15 protein-coding genes and 1 tRNA gene are annotated in these 17,132 nt (G+C 61.8%); 10 read left to right on the forward strand and 6 right to left on the reverse strand.

What is annotated here, in order from left to right:
- Positions 1-13: 13 nt before the first annotated feature.
- Positions 14-1,060, reverse strand: a complete 1,047-nt coding sequence (locus BW967_RS04970) for an NAD(P)/FAD-dependent oxidoreductase (RefSeq protein ID WP_076483930.1) — start codon at positions 1,058-1,060, stop codon at positions 14-16.
- Positions 1,061-1,111: 51 nt separating this feature from the next.
- Between BW967_RS04970 and mnmD the strand changes: the two genes are divergently transcribed.
- Both mnmD and BW967_RS04980 read left to right on the forward strand, forming a co-directional pair.
- On the forward strand, positions 1,112-1,777 hold the full coding sequence (mnmD, locus tag BW967_RS04975; RefSeq protein ID WP_076483931.1) for a tRNA (5-methylaminomethyl-2-thiouridine)(34)-methyltransferase MnmC2: 666 nt from the start codon (positions 1,112-1,114) through the stop codon (positions 1,775-1,777).
- Positions 1,774-2,670: a DMT family transporter gene (locus BW967_RS04980; protein WP_076483932.1), complete on the forward strand. Its 897-nt coding sequence runs from the start codon at positions 1,774-1,776 to the stop codon at positions 2,668-2,670. The genes mnmD and BW967_RS04980 overlap by 4 nt, the downstream gene beginning before the upstream one ends.
- Here BW967_RS04980 and BW967_RS04985 read toward each other — a convergent pair.
- Positions 2,667-4,610 (reverse strand): lytic transglycosylase domain-containing protein, encoded by a 1,944-nt coding sequence (locus BW967_RS04985; protein ID WP_076483933.1) that lies wholly within the window; start codon positions 4,608-4,610, stop codon positions 2,667-2,669. The two genes, BW967_RS04980 and BW967_RS04985, sit on opposite strands and share 4 nt — an antisense overlap.
- Positions 4,611-4,749: 139 nt before the next feature.
- On the opposite strand from BW967_RS04985, the gene dapA reads away from it, so the two are divergent.
- The 3 genes from dapA (at position 4,750) to draG (ending at position 7,404) form a co-directional block, all read left to right on the forward strand.
- On the forward strand, positions 4,750-5,622 hold the full coding sequence (dapA, locus tag BW967_RS04990; RefSeq protein WP_076483934.1) for a 4-hydroxy-tetrahydrodipicolinate synthase: 873 nt from the start codon (positions 4,750-4,752) through the stop codon (positions 5,620-5,622).
- A 101-nt stretch (positions 5,623-5,723) separates the two neighbouring features.
- Positions 5,724-6,545, forward strand: a complete 822-nt coding sequence (locus tag BW967_RS04995) for an NAD(+)--dinitrogen-reductase ADP-D-ribosyltransferase (protein ID WP_076483935.1) — start codon at positions 5,724-5,726, stop codon at positions 6,543-6,545.
- Positions 6,538-7,404, forward strand: coding sequence for an ADP-ribosyl-[dinitrogen reductase] hydrolase (gene draG, locus BW967_RS05000; protein ID WP_076483936.1), 867 nt, complete (start codon positions 6,538-6,540; stop codon positions 7,402-7,404). Before BW967_RS04995 ends, draG begins: the two co-directional genes overlap by 8 nt.
- Here the strand turns inward: draG and BW967_RS18905 are convergent.
- The 4 genes from BW967_RS18905 to BW967_RS05025 form a co-directional block, all read right to left on the reverse strand.
- Positions 7,370-8,611 carry a cyclin-dependent kinase inhibitor 3 family protein gene (locus tag BW967_RS18905; protein ID WP_083951947.1) on the reverse strand — a complete coding sequence of 414 codons (1,242 nt, stop codon included), beginning with the start codon at positions 8,609-8,611 and terminating at the stop codon, positions 7,370-7,372. The genes draG and BW967_RS18905 overlap by 35 nt on opposite strands.
- Positions 8,612-8,692: 81 nt before the next feature.
- On the reverse strand, positions 8,693-11,398 hold the full coding sequence (locus BW967_RS05015) for a sensor domain-containing protein (RefSeq protein ID WP_076483937.1): 2,706 nt from the start codon (positions 11,396-11,398) through the stop codon (positions 8,693-8,695).
- 269 nt (positions 11,399-11,667) lie between these two features.
- A tRNA-Arg gene (locus BW967_RS05020) sits at positions 11,668-11,744 on the reverse strand.
- Positions 11,745-11,857: 113 nt separating this feature from the next.
- Entirely contained in the window at positions 11,858-13,267 is a 1,410-nt protein-coding gene (locus tag BW967_RS05025; protein ID WP_076483938.1) for a sensor histidine kinase, read from the reverse strand.
- Positions 13,268-13,559: 292 nt separating this feature from the next.
- Here BW967_RS05025 and rpmH point away from each other — a divergent pair, with 292 nt between their 5' ends.
- The 5 genes from rpmH (at position 13,560) to BW967_RS05050 (ending at position 17,018) form a co-directional block, all read left to right on the forward strand.
- Positions 13,560-13,694 (forward strand): 50S ribosomal protein L34, encoded by a 135-nt coding sequence (rpmH, locus tag BW967_RS05030; RefSeq protein WP_076483939.1) that lies wholly within the window; start codon positions 13,560-13,562, stop codon positions 13,692-13,694.
- Positions 13,695-13,713: 19 nt separating this feature from the next.
- Positions 13,714-14,214, forward strand: a complete 501-nt coding sequence (rnpA, locus tag BW967_RS05035) for a ribonuclease P protein component (RefSeq protein WP_076483940.1) — start codon at positions 13,714-13,716, stop codon at positions 14,212-14,214.
- Positions 14,211-14,483 carry a membrane protein insertion efficiency factor YidD gene (yidD, locus tag BW967_RS05040; RefSeq protein ID WP_076483941.1) on the forward strand — a complete coding sequence of 91 codons (273 nt, stop codon included), beginning with the start codon at positions 14,211-14,213 and terminating at the stop codon, positions 14,481-14,483. The genes rnpA and yidD overlap by 4 nt, the downstream gene beginning before the upstream one ends.
- Positions 14,476-15,378: a tRNA 2-thiocytidine(32) synthetase TtcA gene (ttcA, locus tag BW967_RS05045; RefSeq protein ID WP_076483942.1), complete on the forward strand. Its 903-nt coding sequence runs from the start codon at positions 14,476-14,478 to the stop codon at positions 15,376-15,378. The genes yidD and ttcA overlap by 8 nt, the downstream gene beginning before the upstream one ends.
- A 77-nt stretch (positions 15,379-15,455) precedes the next feature.
- Entirely contained in the window at positions 15,456-17,018 is a 1,563-nt protein-coding gene (locus tag BW967_RS05050) for a GGDEF domain-containing phosphodiesterase (protein ID WP_076483943.1), read from the forward strand.
- Positions 17,019-17,132: the final 114 nt, after the last annotated feature.

The raw sequence follows: 17,132 nt of genomic DNA on the forward strand, positions 1-17,132 counted from the left end.
GCTCGCCGACGTTTTAAAGGTTGTCTTCGACCCGGAACCCTTCGGGGATCGTATCCACACCCTCAAGCACCAGATCGGCCATCACCACGGCGATCTTGGGGGCCATACCAAAGCCGATTTTAAAGCCGCCATTGACGATGAAGTGCCCCTCGCGGCCCGGCCACGCGCCCAGCATCGGCGCGCGGGTCACTGAACGCGGGCGCACATTGGCCCAGCGCTCCACCACTTCAGCCCCCTCCAGCGCGGGCACCAAAGCGCGGGCACGGGTCAGAACGTCTTCGAGCTGATCATCGGTGCTTTCCGGGTCGTCGTAATAGCGCTCCGCCGTGGAGCCCACACCCACCGTGCCATCAGCATGGGGCACCACCAGCACCCCATCGGCAAAGATTTGCGGCACCGGACCGGCATCATGAGCAAGGATCGCGGATTGCCCCTTCACCCCATTGCCGACGCTTTTGCCAAAGGCGGCGGTCAGTTCCTCAAGCCCGGCAAGCCCCGTGGCGTGCAGCACCGGGCCGCGTTCTTCCGCCTCACCGATGATTACCTCTCCGCCCAAAGCCTCGATCGCTGCGGCAAGCGCAGCGCCCGCGCGGCGGGGCGAAGCACGGCCTGAGAGCGTGTCATGGATCACCAGCCCCGTCGGCGTCACCGGAACAAAATCCCCAAAGTCTTCCACCGGGGCGACGCGCCAAATGAAATCGCCCCCCCAATGTTCGGCGGCACCAGCGGCACGGGCTTGCGCCAGTTCTACGCCCGCTTCATTCGCGATGGGTTGCAGCCGCCCCACACGGCCAAAGCCGGCATCCTGCCCGCCCACGGCTTTGACATCGTCCCAATACGCCTGCGCCATCACGAGGCTTTCAAATTGGAACTGTTTTTTCGCGTTCCACTGCTCGGGCACATGCGGCGAAAGCATCCCCACCGTGCCGCCAGACGATCCTGCCCCGATCCGCGCGCGCTCGATCAACCGCACCTTCACGCCGCGCTTGGCGATTTCATAGGCGCAGGCCAAACCGAACACCCCGCCACCGCGCACCGTTACCCAGTCTGTGCTTGCCATCGCGCGCCCCTTTCGTCAGTGTTACCGCGAACTTACTTGGCACTACCCCCTATGACATCTTCAGACCAGAGCCCAGCCGCGCTGATTTGGCGCGACGGATCGACGCCCGTTTCCACGCGCTTCGATGACCCCTATTTCAGCCTTGCAGGCGGCTTGGCCGAAACGCGCCATGTGTTTTTGGCGGGCAATGACCTGCCCGCGCGGTTTTGCCCGGGCTTTCATGTGGCAGAACTGGGCTTTGGCACCGGGCTGAACCTGATCGCCACCGCCCTTGCGACCGAGCTGCCCATTCGCTTCACCACTTTTGAGGCTTTTCCGATGTCTGGGGATGAAATGGCGCGCGCGCTTCAAGCCTTCCCGGAAGCCGCTCCGCTCGCTGCGCCGTTGGTCGATGCGATGACACGCGGCGAGACCCGCTTCACCTTGGGCAGTGTTTCGGTCGAACTCATCTTGGGCGATGTGCGCGAAACCCTGCCACAATGGGGTGAAGAGGCCAATGCGTGGTTTCTGGATGGGTTTTCGCCCGCCAAAAACCCCGAAATGTGGGGCGAGGATTTGATGGCCGCGGTGGGGCGCCACACAGCCCCCGGCGGCAGCTTTGCCACCTACACGGCCGCGGGCTTTGTGCGCCGGGGCCTCTCGGCAGCGGGCTTTACGGTTGAGCGCGTGCCGGGCCATGCGGGCAAACGCCATATGAGCCGAGGCCAGAAGCCATGAGTGTGGAGCAAAACATCGGCAAGGGCATTTGGCTGATGGTGGTCACCACCTTCATCTTTGCCATGCAAGACGGGATCTCGCGCCACCTCGCGGGGACGTACAACGTCTATATGGTGATCACGATCCGCTATTGGTTCTTTGCGCTTTTCACGCTTAGCGTCGCGGCGCGGTCCGAAGGGGGCTTGGTGCGCGCGCTTTATAGCCGCCAGCCCTTGATGCAAATTTTCCGCTCGCTGGTGTTGGTGGCAGAGATCGTCATCATGATCCAAGCCTTCGTGATCTTGGGGCTGGTCGAAAGCCATGCGGTCTTTGCCTCATACCCGCTTTTGGTCGCCGCGCTTTCCGGCCCGGTTTTGGGTGAAAAGGTTGGCTGGCGCCGCTGGATGGCCATTGGCATTGGTTTCACCGGGATTGTGATCATTTTGGAACCCGGCTTTGGGGTCTTTAAGCCCGAGGCGGTGATCCCCCTCGTCTGTGCACTGCTCTTTGCGCTTTATTCGCTGCTCACCCGCTTTGCCGCGCGCAAAGATGCCGCCGCAGTCTCGTTTTACTGGACCGGGCTTGTGGGTGCGGTGGTGATGACCCCGTTCGGGATTTGGTTTTGGGAACCGATGATCTTTGCCGATTGGCTTTGGATGGCGGCGCTGTGCATTACCGCAGTCACTGCGCATTTCCTGCTGATCCGCGCCTATGAGGTGGCAGAGGCTTCGGCGATCCAGCCCTTCGCCTATTTGCAACTGGTCTGGGCCTCGGCGCTGGGGATTTTGGTCTTTAATGACACGTTGCGCCCCAATGTGGCGCTTGGGGCGGGCGTGGTGGTTTGCGCCGGGCTCTTCACGCTTTGGCGCACACGGGCCCACGCCAAGGCAAAATTGGAAGCGCGCGCGGGTTAGCGCCCGCGCAACTCATCCGTGAACCGCAGCACCCCGGCATCGGGGCGGCCCAACCGCGCGCGATAAATGGGCAGGCTTTCCGCCACCCGCATCACATAGGTCCGCGTTTCGTCAAAAGGGATCATCTCGACCCAATCGACCACATCGACCGAAGGGTTGCGCGGATCGCCGCGTTCTTCGATCCAGCGGCGCGGGCGGCCCGGCCCGGCATTATAGCCAGAGGCCACCAACACAGGTGAGGCGCCAAATTCCTCCTCCAGCACCGCCAGATAGGCCGCACCGAGTTGCACATTATAGCTTGGGTCCGAGGTCAGGCGAGAAAGCTCATAGGGCACGCCCTCGCGCTCGGCCATCATCTTCGCGGTGCCCGGCATCAACTGCATCATCCCGCGCGCGCCGACATAGCTGACCACCACCGGGTCAAATTCGCTTTCGCGCCGCGCGATCGACAGCGCCAATTCCTCGCGCACCTCCAGCTTCTCGGGATGCAATTCCGGCACCGGATGATAGGCGCGCACCAAAACCTGCCCCGCATAGGCCGCGCGCTTACCAAGGCTCAGCATCAAATGCGGGTTGCCCCATTCCTCAGCCAGCTTGGCCAAGGGCGCGATCTGCGCCGTGGGCAGGCTTTCTTCCAGATGCAGAATGAACCGCTCGGCCAGCGCGGTATCTCCTGCCTGATGCAGCAAGAGCGCAGCCTGAAACACTGGTGACCCGGTAAAACTTTCGCCGCGCCAATCCGGCAAAGGGGGCGCTGCAGCAAAGCGGGCATCAAGCGGCACGCCCGCGCGTTCGGCACACAAAAGCCCGTAATAGGCGGTTTGATGGCGCGCGCCCTCAGCATAGGCGCGCTGCGCATCGCCCGTGCGCCCCAAAGCCTCGAGCGCACGACCACGCCAGTAATCGGCCCGCGATTGCGAGATCGGGCTCGAAACCCCAGCTTCGACCGTTTCAAAATGCGTAAGCGCAGTCGGCGCGTCGCCCAATTTCAGCGCGGCATAGCCCGCAAGCCATTCCAACTCGGCCCAATCGCCGCCGCCTTGCGGCAAACGATGTCGCGCAGCGAGTTTGTAAGCCAACCGTGCATCGCCTGCCCGCAGGAAAAACCGCGTAAGCCGCGACCGCAGATCGGCCCAAAGCGCCGGGTCACCCAGTTTGTCAGCATCGGTAGAAAACTCCAGCATCAGATCGGCGGCGGGCACCTCCAGATCATTGCGCCAGCGCCACCACGCCCGGTCGAGCGCGAGACCATAAGACCCGCTCATCCGCTCGGGTACCGCCGCAACCAGATCATCCACCCCCGCCTCGCGCGCTTGCAGCGCAATCCGAGCCGCCGCCACGGCGCGCGTGCCGGGGCTTACAAGGTCCAGCATTGCGCGGGCCTGATCGAGCTTACCAGCCTCCAAAAGCATCTGCATCCGCCCGCCATGATGCGGGGCGACGAGCTCCGGGTAACGCGCCAGAAAATCGGCCTGCTCTTGCGGGTTGAGATCAAGGCTGCGCCATGCGGCTTCCGCCACGCTGGCCGCTTTTGCAGAATTGCCCTGCGCCAGATGCGCCGCCACCAGCGCCAGCGCGCCCGTTCCCGTTTGCGGTGCCATCGTCGCGAAATAGGAAATCACCTGTGCAGGCGGCACACCCTCCAGCGTCGCCTCGCCCTTTTCGTGCAACAGCGGCATCCCCGGCCAAGCAGCGCGGCGGGTGGTGAAATCCGCGTAATCGGCAAAGCGCCCCGCGCCCGCGCGCAGCCGCTGCCATTCAATGATATCAAAAGCGAGCGGCCCAGATGCCCGCGCCTCTGCCGCCGCGCGGGGCCAATCTTGCGCCTGCGCGGCATCCAGCGCGCGGGCAAGGGCCTCGGGCACATCAGCCACCGCAACCGGCGGAGAAAGAGAGAGAAAAGCAGCCACGAGGGCCGCAACGGCACGTTGAAAGGTCATGGCTCTGCTCGCGTGTTTTTTATTACCTGCCTGCTCGTTGTAACGGATGCAATTCACAAGTTGGCAAGCTCGAAAGCCTCGCCTATGGTCCGCGCAATTTTCCAACCGGCGAATCCGCCAAAACACTCAGGAGCGTGTCATGTTCAAAGGGTCTTTCCCCGCACTCGTCACGCCGTTCACGAACGGCGCAGTCGATTGGGACATGCTCAAGAAGCTGGTGGAATGGCATATTGAACAGGGCAGCAACGGCCTTGTGCCGGTGGGCACCACGGGCGAAAGCCCGACGCTGAGCCATGACGAGCATAACGAAGTCGTCCGCGTGGTGGTGGAAACCGCTGCAGGCCGGGTGCCGGTGATTGCGGGCGCAGGCTCGAACGCCACGGCGGAAGGGATCGAACTGATCCGCCATGCCGCAGAGAATGGTGCCGATGCGGCGCTCGTCGTGACGCCTTACTACAACAAACCCACGCAGCGCGGCATGGTCGCCCATTTCACCGCGATGCATGATGCTTGCGAACTGCCGATCATCATCTACAACATTCCCGGCCGCTCGGTCGTGGATATGTCGCCCGAAACGATGGGCGAATTGGCCAAACTGCCGCGCATTGTGGGCGTGAAAGATGCCACCGGCGATTTGAGCCGGGTCGCGAAACAGCGCATGACCTGTGGCGCCGATTTCATCCAGCTTTCGGGCGAAGACGCGACCGCTGTGGGCTTTAACGCGATGGGTGGCGTGGGCTGCATTTCGGTCACCGCAAACGTTGCGCCGAAACTTTGTGCCGAGATGCAAGCGGCCACGCTGGCTGGGGATTACGCTAAGGCAATTGCCTATCAAGACCAGCTTCTGCCGCTCCATATCGCGATCTTCCTTGAACCGGGCGTGGCGGGCGCGAAATACGCGATGTCGAAACTGGGGCTGTGCAGCGCAGAGGTGCGCTTGCCGCTGACCGAACTGACCGATGGCACCAAAGCCGCGATTGACGCCGCGATGGCGCATGCCGGGCTGATCTGAGCCAGACAAGCCGTCCCGAAAGGGCTGAACGGGGGGCTTGGCCCCCCGTTTGCATTTCTGTCGCCTTCACAGCGCGGTTTTGGCAGCGCATGATCTGCGCCATGAGCGACACCGTTGCACAGCGCAATCCGGGGCTTGGCCATTCGACGAACCGCGTCGGGCGGTCGCCGGACCTGTTGGCGAGCGCGCGTTTCAACAGCGCCCCCGAACCGCTGCAAATCCACGGCGTGCGGGAAATGAACCCCGCGCTTTTCACCATGTTCGAGCAGGCCGAAAGCGGGGCCGAGGCGGGTGAAGCGCTGCTCAGCTATATGCAGGCGATGTTTTCCATTGACCCCGAGCAGCAAGAGGCGCCGGGCGGCAAGCGGCCCTTTCGCTCCTCATTCTTGCGGCTTTTGCAAGGGTGGAGTTTTAACAGCAATGGGCCGGAAGGCGCGGTGCTGAAGGGCTGGGTGGAAAGCCGCTTTGGCATTGCGCCCAGCTTTCATAAAGAGGTGCTGACCTGCATGACCTGCCCGGCGTGGCAGGTCTATACCAGCGAAAAGATGCAAAGCCGGTTTCATGGCAATGCGATCTGGACCCAGCTTGATTTGCTGTATGAGGCCGCGCAATGGGTCGCGCGGCGCTTCGCTTTTCCCGCCCAAAGCCATCTGACGCTGTATCGCGGCAGCAATGCGCTAGAAGAACATGCGATTTTGGAGCGGCCCAGCAAGCGTGAGGCGGTGATCAGGCTCAACAACCTCGTCTCGTTTTCCTCCGAGCGCGAGGTGGCGGATTGCTTTGGCGATAAAATCCTGACGGTTGAAGTTCCGGTTGTAAAAGTGCTCTCATATCCGGGCCTGCTGCCCACGCGGCTTTTGCAGGGCGAACGCGAATTCCTTGCCATCGGCGGGGCGTACCGGGTGAGGATCGACGATGTCTGATTGCCAAGACAGGGCCTTGGCCGCCTATTTGGGCTTTGCTTTGGGCGATGCCTTGGGGGCCACGACCGAATTCATGACCGCACGCGAGATTGCCACCCAGTTGGGCGTGCACCGCGACATCACCGGCGGCGGCTGGCTGCGGCTACGCCCCGGCGCAGTAACCGATGATACGCAAATGTCGCTTGCCCTTGGGCGCTCGCTCATTCGCTGCGGTGGGCTGGAGGCCCGTGATCTGTGCGAGGAATTTTCCGCTTGGCTCGCCACCAAGCCCGCCGATGTCGGCAATACGTGTCGGCGGGGCATCAAGCGGTTTCAACGCGATGGCTCAGTTGCCGGGCTCGAGATGGAAGATGATGCGGGCAATGGCGCGGCGATGCGGGTGTTGCCCGTGGCGCTCGCCACGCTCGGCGTGCCCGACAGGGCCGAAGAATGGGCGCGGGTGCAGGCGCATACCACGCACAACAACCCGCTCTCAGATGCCGCTTGCTTGGCGCTGGTGCGGATGGTGCAAGGTCTGATCGTCGGCGAGGGCAAGGCCGCGGTGGAACGCGCGGGCGCGGCGCTTGTGGAACAGCATCGGATCTTCCGCTTTGAGCCTTATCGCGGCCTGTGCTCGGCCTTTGTGGTCGAAACCATGCAGACCGTGCTGCATCACCTCTTGGCCGCCGACAGCTTTGAAGAAGCGGTTGTGGCCACGGTGAACCAAGGTGGCGATGCAGACACGACCGGCGCCTTGGTCGGCATGTTAGCCGGCGCGCTTTGGGGGCTTGAGTCGCTACCGATGCGCTGGCTTGCCGTTCTGGACACGCAAGTGCAGGACGAAATCACCGATCAGGTGCCAAAGCTTCTGGCGTTGTAAGGCGCTGCGCCAGATCGGCTTTGCGGGCGATCAACTTCGCGGTCAGCTTTTCGCTGCGTCCATATTCTGCGACCACACGCGCAATCGCCGCATCGGGCAAGCGGGTGACGACGCGAATAGCCGCTGCGACCGCTGCCGCATCCATATCCCCAAAAAGCTTTACCGCCTGTGAGTTGTCTGGGTCGGTGCGCAGCCGGTCGATCTCGCCCACCTCGGAGCCAAAGTCGCGGCCCTTCGGGTCGCCCGAGGCGCGAAAATCGAGCGCGCCGCCCACATCCAGCGTGGTCACAACCCCATGGATCAGGCCCTGATTGTCCCCCAAAGACCCCGCCGCATCCCAATTGGCCAGCCACGCATGCACGCCAAGCCAGTGCTGGGCGGCTTGGCGTTCCGCTTCGCTGAGTTGCGCGAGGCAGGTCTTTTCCAGCGGCATGAAAAGGGTGGCCACCTGTTCGGGCTGGGCTGCGGGCAGATAGGTCAGCACCGGCGCCCCCGCGAGCCGGTAAAGCGCAGCCGCCAGATTTTCATTGCGCGCATGGGCCGGGCTTTCGAGCTCTTTCACGTAATAGCGCCGCCCCGCGCCATCATCCCAAACTCCGGCAGGGTTGGTGCCCAACTGCCCACCGATGCGAGTCATTTTTGCGGTATCCACCATGGCGGGCTCATTCACGGCCACCGTCTCGCGCACCAATGCCAATTGCCTTGGCGTTTCAATCGCACCGGGGCGGGCCACCCGCACCGCGCGGATCGCCGCTTTGGGCTCTATTCCCAATTCCACCAAAAGCCGCGCGGCAATCGTGCCCGCGCGCCCGAGCCCGCCCTTGCAATGCACCAAAATATCTTGACCCGCACGCAAAGTATCACGCAAGGCGCGCCCTTCCGCAGCCCAGCGCGCCTCGAACGCTTCATCGGGGATCGAATAGTCGGCAATCGGCAAATGCCGCCAGATCATGCCATGCGCATGCACCGCATCGCCCAAATCCGGCACCTTAAGCGCAATAAGTTCGGCGGGTTCCACCAAAGTCACCACGACCCGCGCGCCCCAAGCGGCAATGGCAACCATATCTGTGGTCAGATCACGCGCCCAAGCGCCGGAATAAGCGGCCCGGTCATGCTTGCCGGGGCAGAAGGTCAGGCCAATCCGGCCAAACCCCGGCCCGGCGCAAACCTCGGCAATCTGCAATGGATGGGTCTCACTTGTGCGCATCTCGTCCCCCTTCGCGGCAAGGGGATCATAGTGGCCCCGTCGGGGCAACGCAGCGTGACGCTTGGCCCCGATCTTGCGAAATTACCGCGCCACGGCGGCTTCGCGCAGCTTGGGGGTGGCCAGATAGGTTTCGACGAACTTCTCCAGCGGCATCGGACGGCCAAAGTGATAGCCTTGCCCCACATCGCATCCATGCGCACGTAGCCATTCTTCTTGCGCGGGCGTATCAATCCCCTCGGCCACGCTGCGTAGCCCCAGCGCTTGCGCCATCGCCAAAGTGGCCAAAACGATCGCATCCGCAGCGCCGTCATCCAAGCCAAGACGCGACACAAAGCTCTGGTCGATCTTGAGTTCCTTGAGGTTCAGGCTTTGCAGATAGCTCATCGAAGAATAGCCGGTGCCGAAATCATCGGCAGAGAGTTCAAATCCGGCTTCCAGCAAAAGCGCAATCGCGCCGCGCGCGTCAGATTTGAGGTCAACCACCGCGCCTTCTGTCAGTTCAAACTGCACATCCTCTGACCCAAGGCCCGCCGCTGCCATATGCGCCAAAACTTCTGCCCCAAACCCCGCCTGACGCAGGCTTTCGGGCGATAGGTTGATCGAGAGATGCAGCGACAAACCACGCCCATGCAAATCGGCCATAAAGAGCCCCGCAAGGTCGATCACCAAAAGGTCGATCTGCCGGATCAGCCCGGTCTTTTCCGCCACCGGCATAAATTCCGCCGGGCCAATGCCCGCAAGGTCCGGGTCGGTGCAACGTATCAGCACTTCTGCCCCGGCGAGCGTATTGCCGCTTTGCAAGTTCACTTTCGGCTGCAAGACCAATTCAAAGGCCCGCTCACGAATGGCGCGCTGCAAAGATTGGCCAATCAGCGCTTCGCGTGCCATCCGATCGCGCAGCTTGGCGGTAAAGGCCACGCATTGGTTACCGCCAAGCGCCTTCGCCTCGTACATGGCAAGATCAGCATTGATCCACATTTCCTCGGCGCTCATCGCATCCATCGGATAAAGTGACACACCCATCGAGCTGTTGAGGTAGATCGTCTGACCATCAAGCTCAAACGGCGTCTCAAACGCGACAGCAATACTTGCCGTCAGCCGTGCCGCCTCTTCCATCGAATCCAGACGATCAAGGAAGGTGAATTCCGCCGCGCCCACCCGCGCCAGCACCTTGGCCCCGTCGCGCAGACCATCAAGCCGCTCCGCGATCTGGCAAATAAGCCGATCACCCAAAAGCGGACCGAACCGATCTTTCACCTGCTGGAACTGATCGACACAAAGGAACACCTGCGCCACAAGCCGCCCGTCCGTGCGCGCCTGCCGCACCATCGACTCGGCATGCGCGCCGAACAATTCGCGGTTTGGCAGCCCGGTCAGGGCATCGTGGCGCGCAGCAAAGCGCGCTTCTTCCGCCGCTTGCGCCAAGAGCCGTTCATCAATCAGACGCTGCGTGATATCCGACACCGAGCAAACCACCTGCAACCGCCCATCGGGCGATTCCATCGGCGCCGCATTGACCGAAATTTCGCGTTCGGTGCCATCGGACAGAGGCAAAGTGAGCCGTAAATCGCGCAGCACCGCGCGCTCTTTGCGCAATCGCCCCAGCGGAACCCCGGCCCCAGAAGGCCCTGCTCCGCGTTGCATCCAACCGATTTCATCTTGGCGTCGTCCAACCAGCCCGGCACCTGTCGTATCCAGAATTTGCTGGGCTTCGAAATTGGCAAAGACCACCACGCCAGCCTCATCCAGCGCCAAAATGCCGGAGACAGAGGTTTCGGTCAGCCGCTGCAAGAAATCACTTTGCTCGCGCAACTCGGCCTCAAGCGCCTTGCGCCGCGACACATCAATATGCACGCCCGACAAGATTTGAGCATTGCCTTTGTCGTCAATTTCCACGGCGCGCCCGCGCGACACGATCCAGACCCAGTGTCCGTTCTTGTGACGCATGCGGAATTCGAAACCGAAATAATGCTCCTGATTTTCGAACTGCCACGCATGAATCGGCGCAAGATGCGCCATATCATCCGGGTGAACCAAGGCCCGCCAATCGTCGATCACCTGAGGGTTCAATTCTTCCAGCGTATAGCCCAGCATTTCCGCCCATCGGGCGTTCACCTGCAACGACCCGCTGCGCAAATCATGCCGCCAAGTCCCCAATTCGGCCCCGGCGATCACATCTGTAAGCGCTTGGGTGGTCTGATTCAGGTCCGTGATGTCGAGCGACACCCCATAAACCGAGCCAGGCGCATTTCGGTCTAGGCTTTCTAGATCGGGAACAATTTTCGCCCATCGCCACTCGCCACCATCGGTGCGCACGCGCCAGATCACTGTCGGCAACTCCGCGTCACCATGGGAAATCGCCGAAGAAAAGGCATCATAGATCGGGCGATCTTCGGGGTGGATGCGGCTGCGCAGATGGACATCATCATATGTCACGCGTGTCGCGGCATTGACCCCACGCATCAAACTGCCGCGGGCAAAGACATTCAAACCGCCATCCGGCTTTTTCTCGGTCCGCCAAATAGAGCCGCCTGCCGCGATCAGCGCGCCCCGCAATCGGCTTTCCGCAAGATTTGCATCGGCCAGCGAGGTCTCAAGCCGGCCCAAGACATGGCGCAAGATCACCCAAAGCCCCAAAGCTGTCAGCGCGATGAAGGTCCAGCCTTTCACCGTTTGGAACATTTGGTACTTCGTCAGATCGGGGACGATGCGCCCCAAGATCCAATCACTCGTCAACACATAGAGCACGCCCATGACCGCATAAGCGACCGAGAGCCACAATGCCATTGAACGAGACCTCTTACACTCTGCCACTTTCACCCCCAGCGCTTCGGTCTTCGGTTCGGGAAACGAAGCGTAATCGTAATAACTCGTGTCAGGGCGCCTAACGCCAAGTTTGTGACGATTCGGCGAGGAAATAGTATTTCTGATTTTTATCGATTACGGAAAGCCCTACCACGGTACTCTCCAAGCCCTGCTCCTGAAACAGGACCTGACGCCACATGATAGCGGTTAGCGTGACACTGGCGTGTCACATTACAGTCGTGTTTGGGAAATGGCGGACCCGGAGCGATTCGAACGCCCGACCCTCAGATTCGTAGTCTGATGCTCTATCCAGCTGAGCTACGGGTCCGCTGTGGGGGGCGATTTAGCCCCGCGTTGCGGGCAATGCAAGGGGGAAAGCGAAGAAAAATCAAAGTTTCTTATCCACAGCCAAGAAACTGCGTTTTCCCACGCGAAAGCGCCTCACCCCGGGAGTTCGGCCTGAGTGAGTTCCAGCGCCCGCGGCAAGGTCAGGCGGAATTCAGTGCCTGTCGCATCGGTCCGCACCAGATCCAGCCGCCCCCCATGGCCGCGCACAAGTTCTGCCGAGATTGCCAGCCCCAGCCCCGTGCCGCCTTTTTTAACGCCCCCCGAGAACGGCTGAAATAGCCGCTCACGCGCCTTTTCGGGCAGGCCCGGTCCGGTGTCTTGCACCCTGATCCACCAGCCCTCAGCACTTTGACCGGCACCAAACTCAATCGTGCCGGGCTGGTTCGTGGCCTCAATCGCTTGACGGGCGTTGCGCGCGAGATTCGACAGCACGCGGTAAAGCTGTTCTTGATCCGCGCGGATCATCAGCCCCTCGGGCACATCGGTAACAAAATCCACCTGCGCGGCGCTGGCTGGCGCTTGCTCGCCCTCAATCACTTCGGCCACCAGCGCCCCAAGATCGACCGGCGCGAGCTTCGGCGGCGGCTCTTCGGCACGGCCAAAGGCAAGCGTCGTCTCGCAAAGGTTCACGGCGCGGCCAATAGAGTTCATCAGCTTCGGCGCTGCGCGCTGCACTGCGGGATCTTCCGAATCCTCCATACGGTCGGCAAAGAGCTGCGCCGTGGTCAGAATATTGCGCAGGTCATGACTGATCTTTGCCACCGCCTGACCAAGCTGGGCCAAACGTTCTTTTTGCCGCAAGGACGCGGTGAGTTGATGCTGCATAGAAGCCAAGGCCTCTTCCGCCACGCGCAACTCTTCGATTCGCGCCTGGGGGGCGATGATCGTGCGCGCATCTTCCGGCGCATCGGCATAAGCGGCCATATGCGCCACCACGCGCTTGATCGGCACCACCATCAACCGCCGCACCAGCAAGAACAGCAAAAGTGCCGTCACAACCGAGACAATGGCCGACAAAGCCAAAAGCCGCAGCCCGTATTCGATCATTTCAAGCCGCAAGGGCGCTGTGGACAGCGTGACCTCGATCACCAACCCGCCCTTTTGCACCGGATCACCGATCACCCGCACCACATGGTTTTCGGGATCAACCAAAACCACCAAGGCATCGCGCACCAAACGCCAAAACGGTTCTTCACGCAGGTCATAGGTTGCGGCAATCGGTTGCGGGATCGGCGAAGACAGCACCAACTGCCGCGCCGCATCGCGCCGCAACACCACGTTATAGACACCCGCATTATCGAGCAGTTCTTGCTCCAGATCGGGTTCGATCATCGTGTCGGTGGTCAAAAGCGCAAGCGAGGCGATCTGCGCACGCTCCAGTCGCGTCAGCAGATAGTCTTCACGGAAGTTCGCCAACCCCGGCAACAGGATGAGCATCTCCGCCAGCACGACGAAGACCGTCGTGAGCACCAGAAACCGCCCAGAAAGAGTGTTGATCTTCATCCTGTCCCGAATTGGCGGGCCGCCCGCCTGGGGGCCCTTTCGATCCCCTACCGAAAGCAATCGGCATTTCTATGAAATACCAAAGCATTCGCGCAATACATAGGGGCGCGAAGGCTTGGGCGGAAGGGCGCCGATGCAGGCTTTTCACCATGTCGCACAGGCCCTAGAAAAAACCGCAAGGAAGAATTGACTTGTGCAGGCGATGCCCCTAAAGGACGGGCTTCGAATGAAAGGGCAGCCGAATCCGGCCGGTTTCAGGATGCCCCCCCGACAGACAACCGGAGTAACCGCGATGAAACGCACCTACCAGCCGTCGAAACTCGTGCGCGCCCGCCGCCACGGCTTCCGCGCCCGCATGGCGACCAAAGGCGGCCGCAAGGTCCTCAACGCTCGCCGCGCCAAGGGCCGCAAGGTTCTGTCGGCGTAAGGCAGTACGGCCTGAAAGCATGACACCGCCGGAGGCTCCTGCGACTGACCTCACTGGTCGGAGTGCGGGAAGCGCCCCGGCGGTTTCCGTTTGTCCGCCAAGTGCTGGCATACTGCGAATCGCAGTCATGCAGCAACGGGCGGATTTTTTGCGTGCCGCCTCGGCCCAACGGCTCGCGGCGCCCGGCTTTTTGCTGCAAGCCCGCAAACGGAGCGACGGCGAGCCTGTTGCCGCCGATATTGTGCGCGTTGGCTTCACCTGTTCGAAAAAGCTCGGCAATGCGGTGGCGCGCAATCGCGCCAAGCGGCGGTTGCGCGAAGTCGCGCGGCTTGGCCTGCCAAGCCTGGGCCTGCCCGGTTGGGACTACGTGCTTGTAGGTCGGCCCGAGGTGACTGCCAGCCGGACATTCGCGGACCTGCAAGCCGATTTCGCCAGAGCGATCGCCGATATTCATGCCGGTCGCACGATGAAACCGCGCCCGCCCCAACCTGGCCAAAAGGGCCGCCGGAGGGGAAAATGAGCCCGGTGGCCTTTGTGCTGGCGCTGCCGGTGCGGTTTTACCGGCTCGTGCTCTCGCCGCTATTGGGCAGCAATTGCCGTTACCAACCCACCTGTTCCTCTTATGCGCTTGAGGCACTTGAGCGACATGGCGCGCTGAAAGGCGGCTGGCTCGCGGCCAAGCGCATTCTCAGTTGCAACCCGTGGGGCGGCAGTGGCTATGACCCGGTGCCGGGGTCCGACCCCGACCATGATGCGCGCTGCGGCTGCAAGGACCATTCAGATGTTTGACGAAGACGACGCCGCGCTGCCGCCGCTTTTGGCCGGCGTGCCCTCCACCACCGAATTCAAAAAGCTGCGCAAACGCCTTTTGCGCGAAACCCGCGAAGCGCTTGAAACTTATGGCATGATCGAGCCCGGCGCGCGCTGGCTTGTGTGCCTGTCGGGTGGCAAAGACAGTTTCACTCTGCTGGCCGTTCTGACCGAGTTGAAATGGCGCGGGCTGTTGCCGGTGGAGCTTCTGGCCTGCAACCTTGACCAAGGCCAACCGGGCTTTCCGGCAACCGTGCTGCCCGAGTTTTTGACCAAGATGGGGGTCGAACACCGGATCGAGTATCAAGACACCTATTCCGTGGTGAAAGAAAAGATCCCTGAGGGCCAAACCTATTGCAGCCTGTGTTCACGGCTGCGGCGCGGCAATCTTTATCGAATCGCCCGCGAAGAGGGCTGCTCGGCCGTCGTGCTTGGCCATCACCGCGACGATATTCTTGAAACCTTCTTCATGAACCTCTTTCACGGCGGGCGGCTTGCCACGATGCCGCCGAAGCTCTTGAATGAAGAGGGCGACTTGTTCGTCTATCGCCCGCTGGCCTTCGTGGCCGAGGCCGATTGCGAGAAATTCGCGCGCGGCATGAATTACCCGATCATCCCCTGCAATCTGTGCGGCAGCCAAGACGGGCTGCAACGTGTGCAGGTGAAGCAAATCCTTGATAGCTGGGAAGCGCGCAGCCCCGGACGGCGGCAGGTGATGTTCCGCGCATTGATGAACACGCGCCCCTCGCATTTGTGCGACCCGCGCGTGTTCGATTTCGCGGGATTGATGCGCGATATGACAAAGGTAGCGGGCGGCACAGATTCTGTTTCGGATTTGAGCGAAAACATCCCCAACTTGAAAGAGCCGTTTTAACCACTCGCTGACCAAACCGGCCTAGCTTGGGCGCGAAAGAAGGGGGGCTCCCTTCCCAGCATTCACCGAGGGCCGAAATGAAAAAATTCGGGAGGCAGGTTTCTGCCAAGCCGTCGAAATCCGCGAAGAAACAACGTCTCAAACACGCCGGACCGATTCTGCTGCGTCGCGAGATGGTCGCCTTTTTGCCTGCCGCGGCTTTGGCGGGGCTGTGGTTTAACCTTGAAGGCATGACGCTCGTGGGCATTACCGCCCTTATCGTCGCGTGGATGAGCCGCCCCGAAGTGCTGCCCGAAGAGCCTGACGAAACCTCAGACCGCCCGGTGCCGCAGCGCGCCGATGCGGTGGAAATGCTCGATTCGACCCTGCAAGAGGCGCTCGACTCTGGGCGCGGCACCGCCTGCCTTGTGATTGGGCTGGATGATAGCCAAGCGCTGATGCGGCAAATGAACCGCAGCGAATTCGATGAATTCCTGCAAGCCTTTGCCGAGCGAGTGCGGGGAGTGCTGCGCAATTCGGACCGAATCGCGTTGATCGAACGGGAGCGCTATGCCGTCATCTTAACGCCGACCCAGCGCCCTGATCTTGAAAGCATGATCCAGCTTTCTGCGCGCCTGCAAGCCGCTTGCGATGCGCCGTTTTCCATTTCCGCACGCTCGGTCAACACCACCTGTCATGTTGGCTTTTGCCTGATGAGCCGCGCCCCAGAACCGACGGGCACCGCGATTCTGGCGGCCGCCGAAGCCGCTGCGGATGAAGCCAAACGCAATGGCCCCGGCGCGATCCGCGCTTTCACCCCAGAGATCGGCAAATCCAGCTCGACCCAAAGCGCGCTTGCGGCCGATATCGGCCCCGCGCTGGAAGAGGGTCGGATCGTCGCTTATTTCCAGCCGCAAATCTGCACCGATACCGGGGCAATTTCCGGCATGCAGGCGCTGCCGCGCTGGCTTGACCGGGATCGCGGCGTGCTGACCGAGGCCGAGATCATTCCTGCCGCTGCGGCCGCAGGCATGCAGATGCGTCTTGCAGAAGTCATGATGTTTCAGTGTTTCAATGCGCTGCGCGACTGGGAACGCCTGCCCACCGACCCCGGGCCGGTCAGCTTGCCGCTCGGCATGGCACATGTCAGCGACCCGAAAATGTTCGACCGTCTGAAATGGGAGTTTGAGCGGTTCGACATTGATCCGGAGCGCACACGGCTCGTGCTGGCGCAAGAAGTGACCGGGCAGCTTGATGATGAGGTGATCCTGCGCAATATCTCGCGCTGCGCCAAAATCGGCTGCCAGATCGAACTCGCGGGCTTTGGCACTGGGCCGATCTCGGTCGCTGCGCTTCGTCGCACCGGGGCAGAGCGGATTCGCATCCATCGCTCTTTCGTGACCAATGTGGACCGCGACCCGGAACAGCAGCGCCTTGTCGCCGCCATCGTTTCCTTTGCCGAGGGGCTTGGTCTGCAAACCGTGGCGGATGGCGTTTCGACCATTGGCGAACATGCGATGCTGGCACAGTTGGGCTGCAACCATGTGCAAGGTAAAGCGATTTCCCAACCGCTGCCGCTCGAAGAAAGCGCCAACTGGATCAACCGCCATGACGCGCGGCTGTCTTCTCTCCCCAAGCCGGGTAAACGCCGGGGCGCCTAATCCCTCTTTGTCTTTATGATGCACGCGCGCGACACCTTCGCTTGCAAGGCCGCGCGCGAGGAACCACAGGCCCAAATCGGGCGCGAAAGCGCTTGACCTTTGGCCGCCCCTTCT

The organism is Rhodobacter aestuarii (assembly GCF_900156655.1).
Classification (GTDB): domain Bacteria; phylum Pseudomonadota; class Alphaproteobacteria; order Rhodobacterales; family Rhodobacteraceae; genus Rhodobacter; species Rhodobacter aestuarii.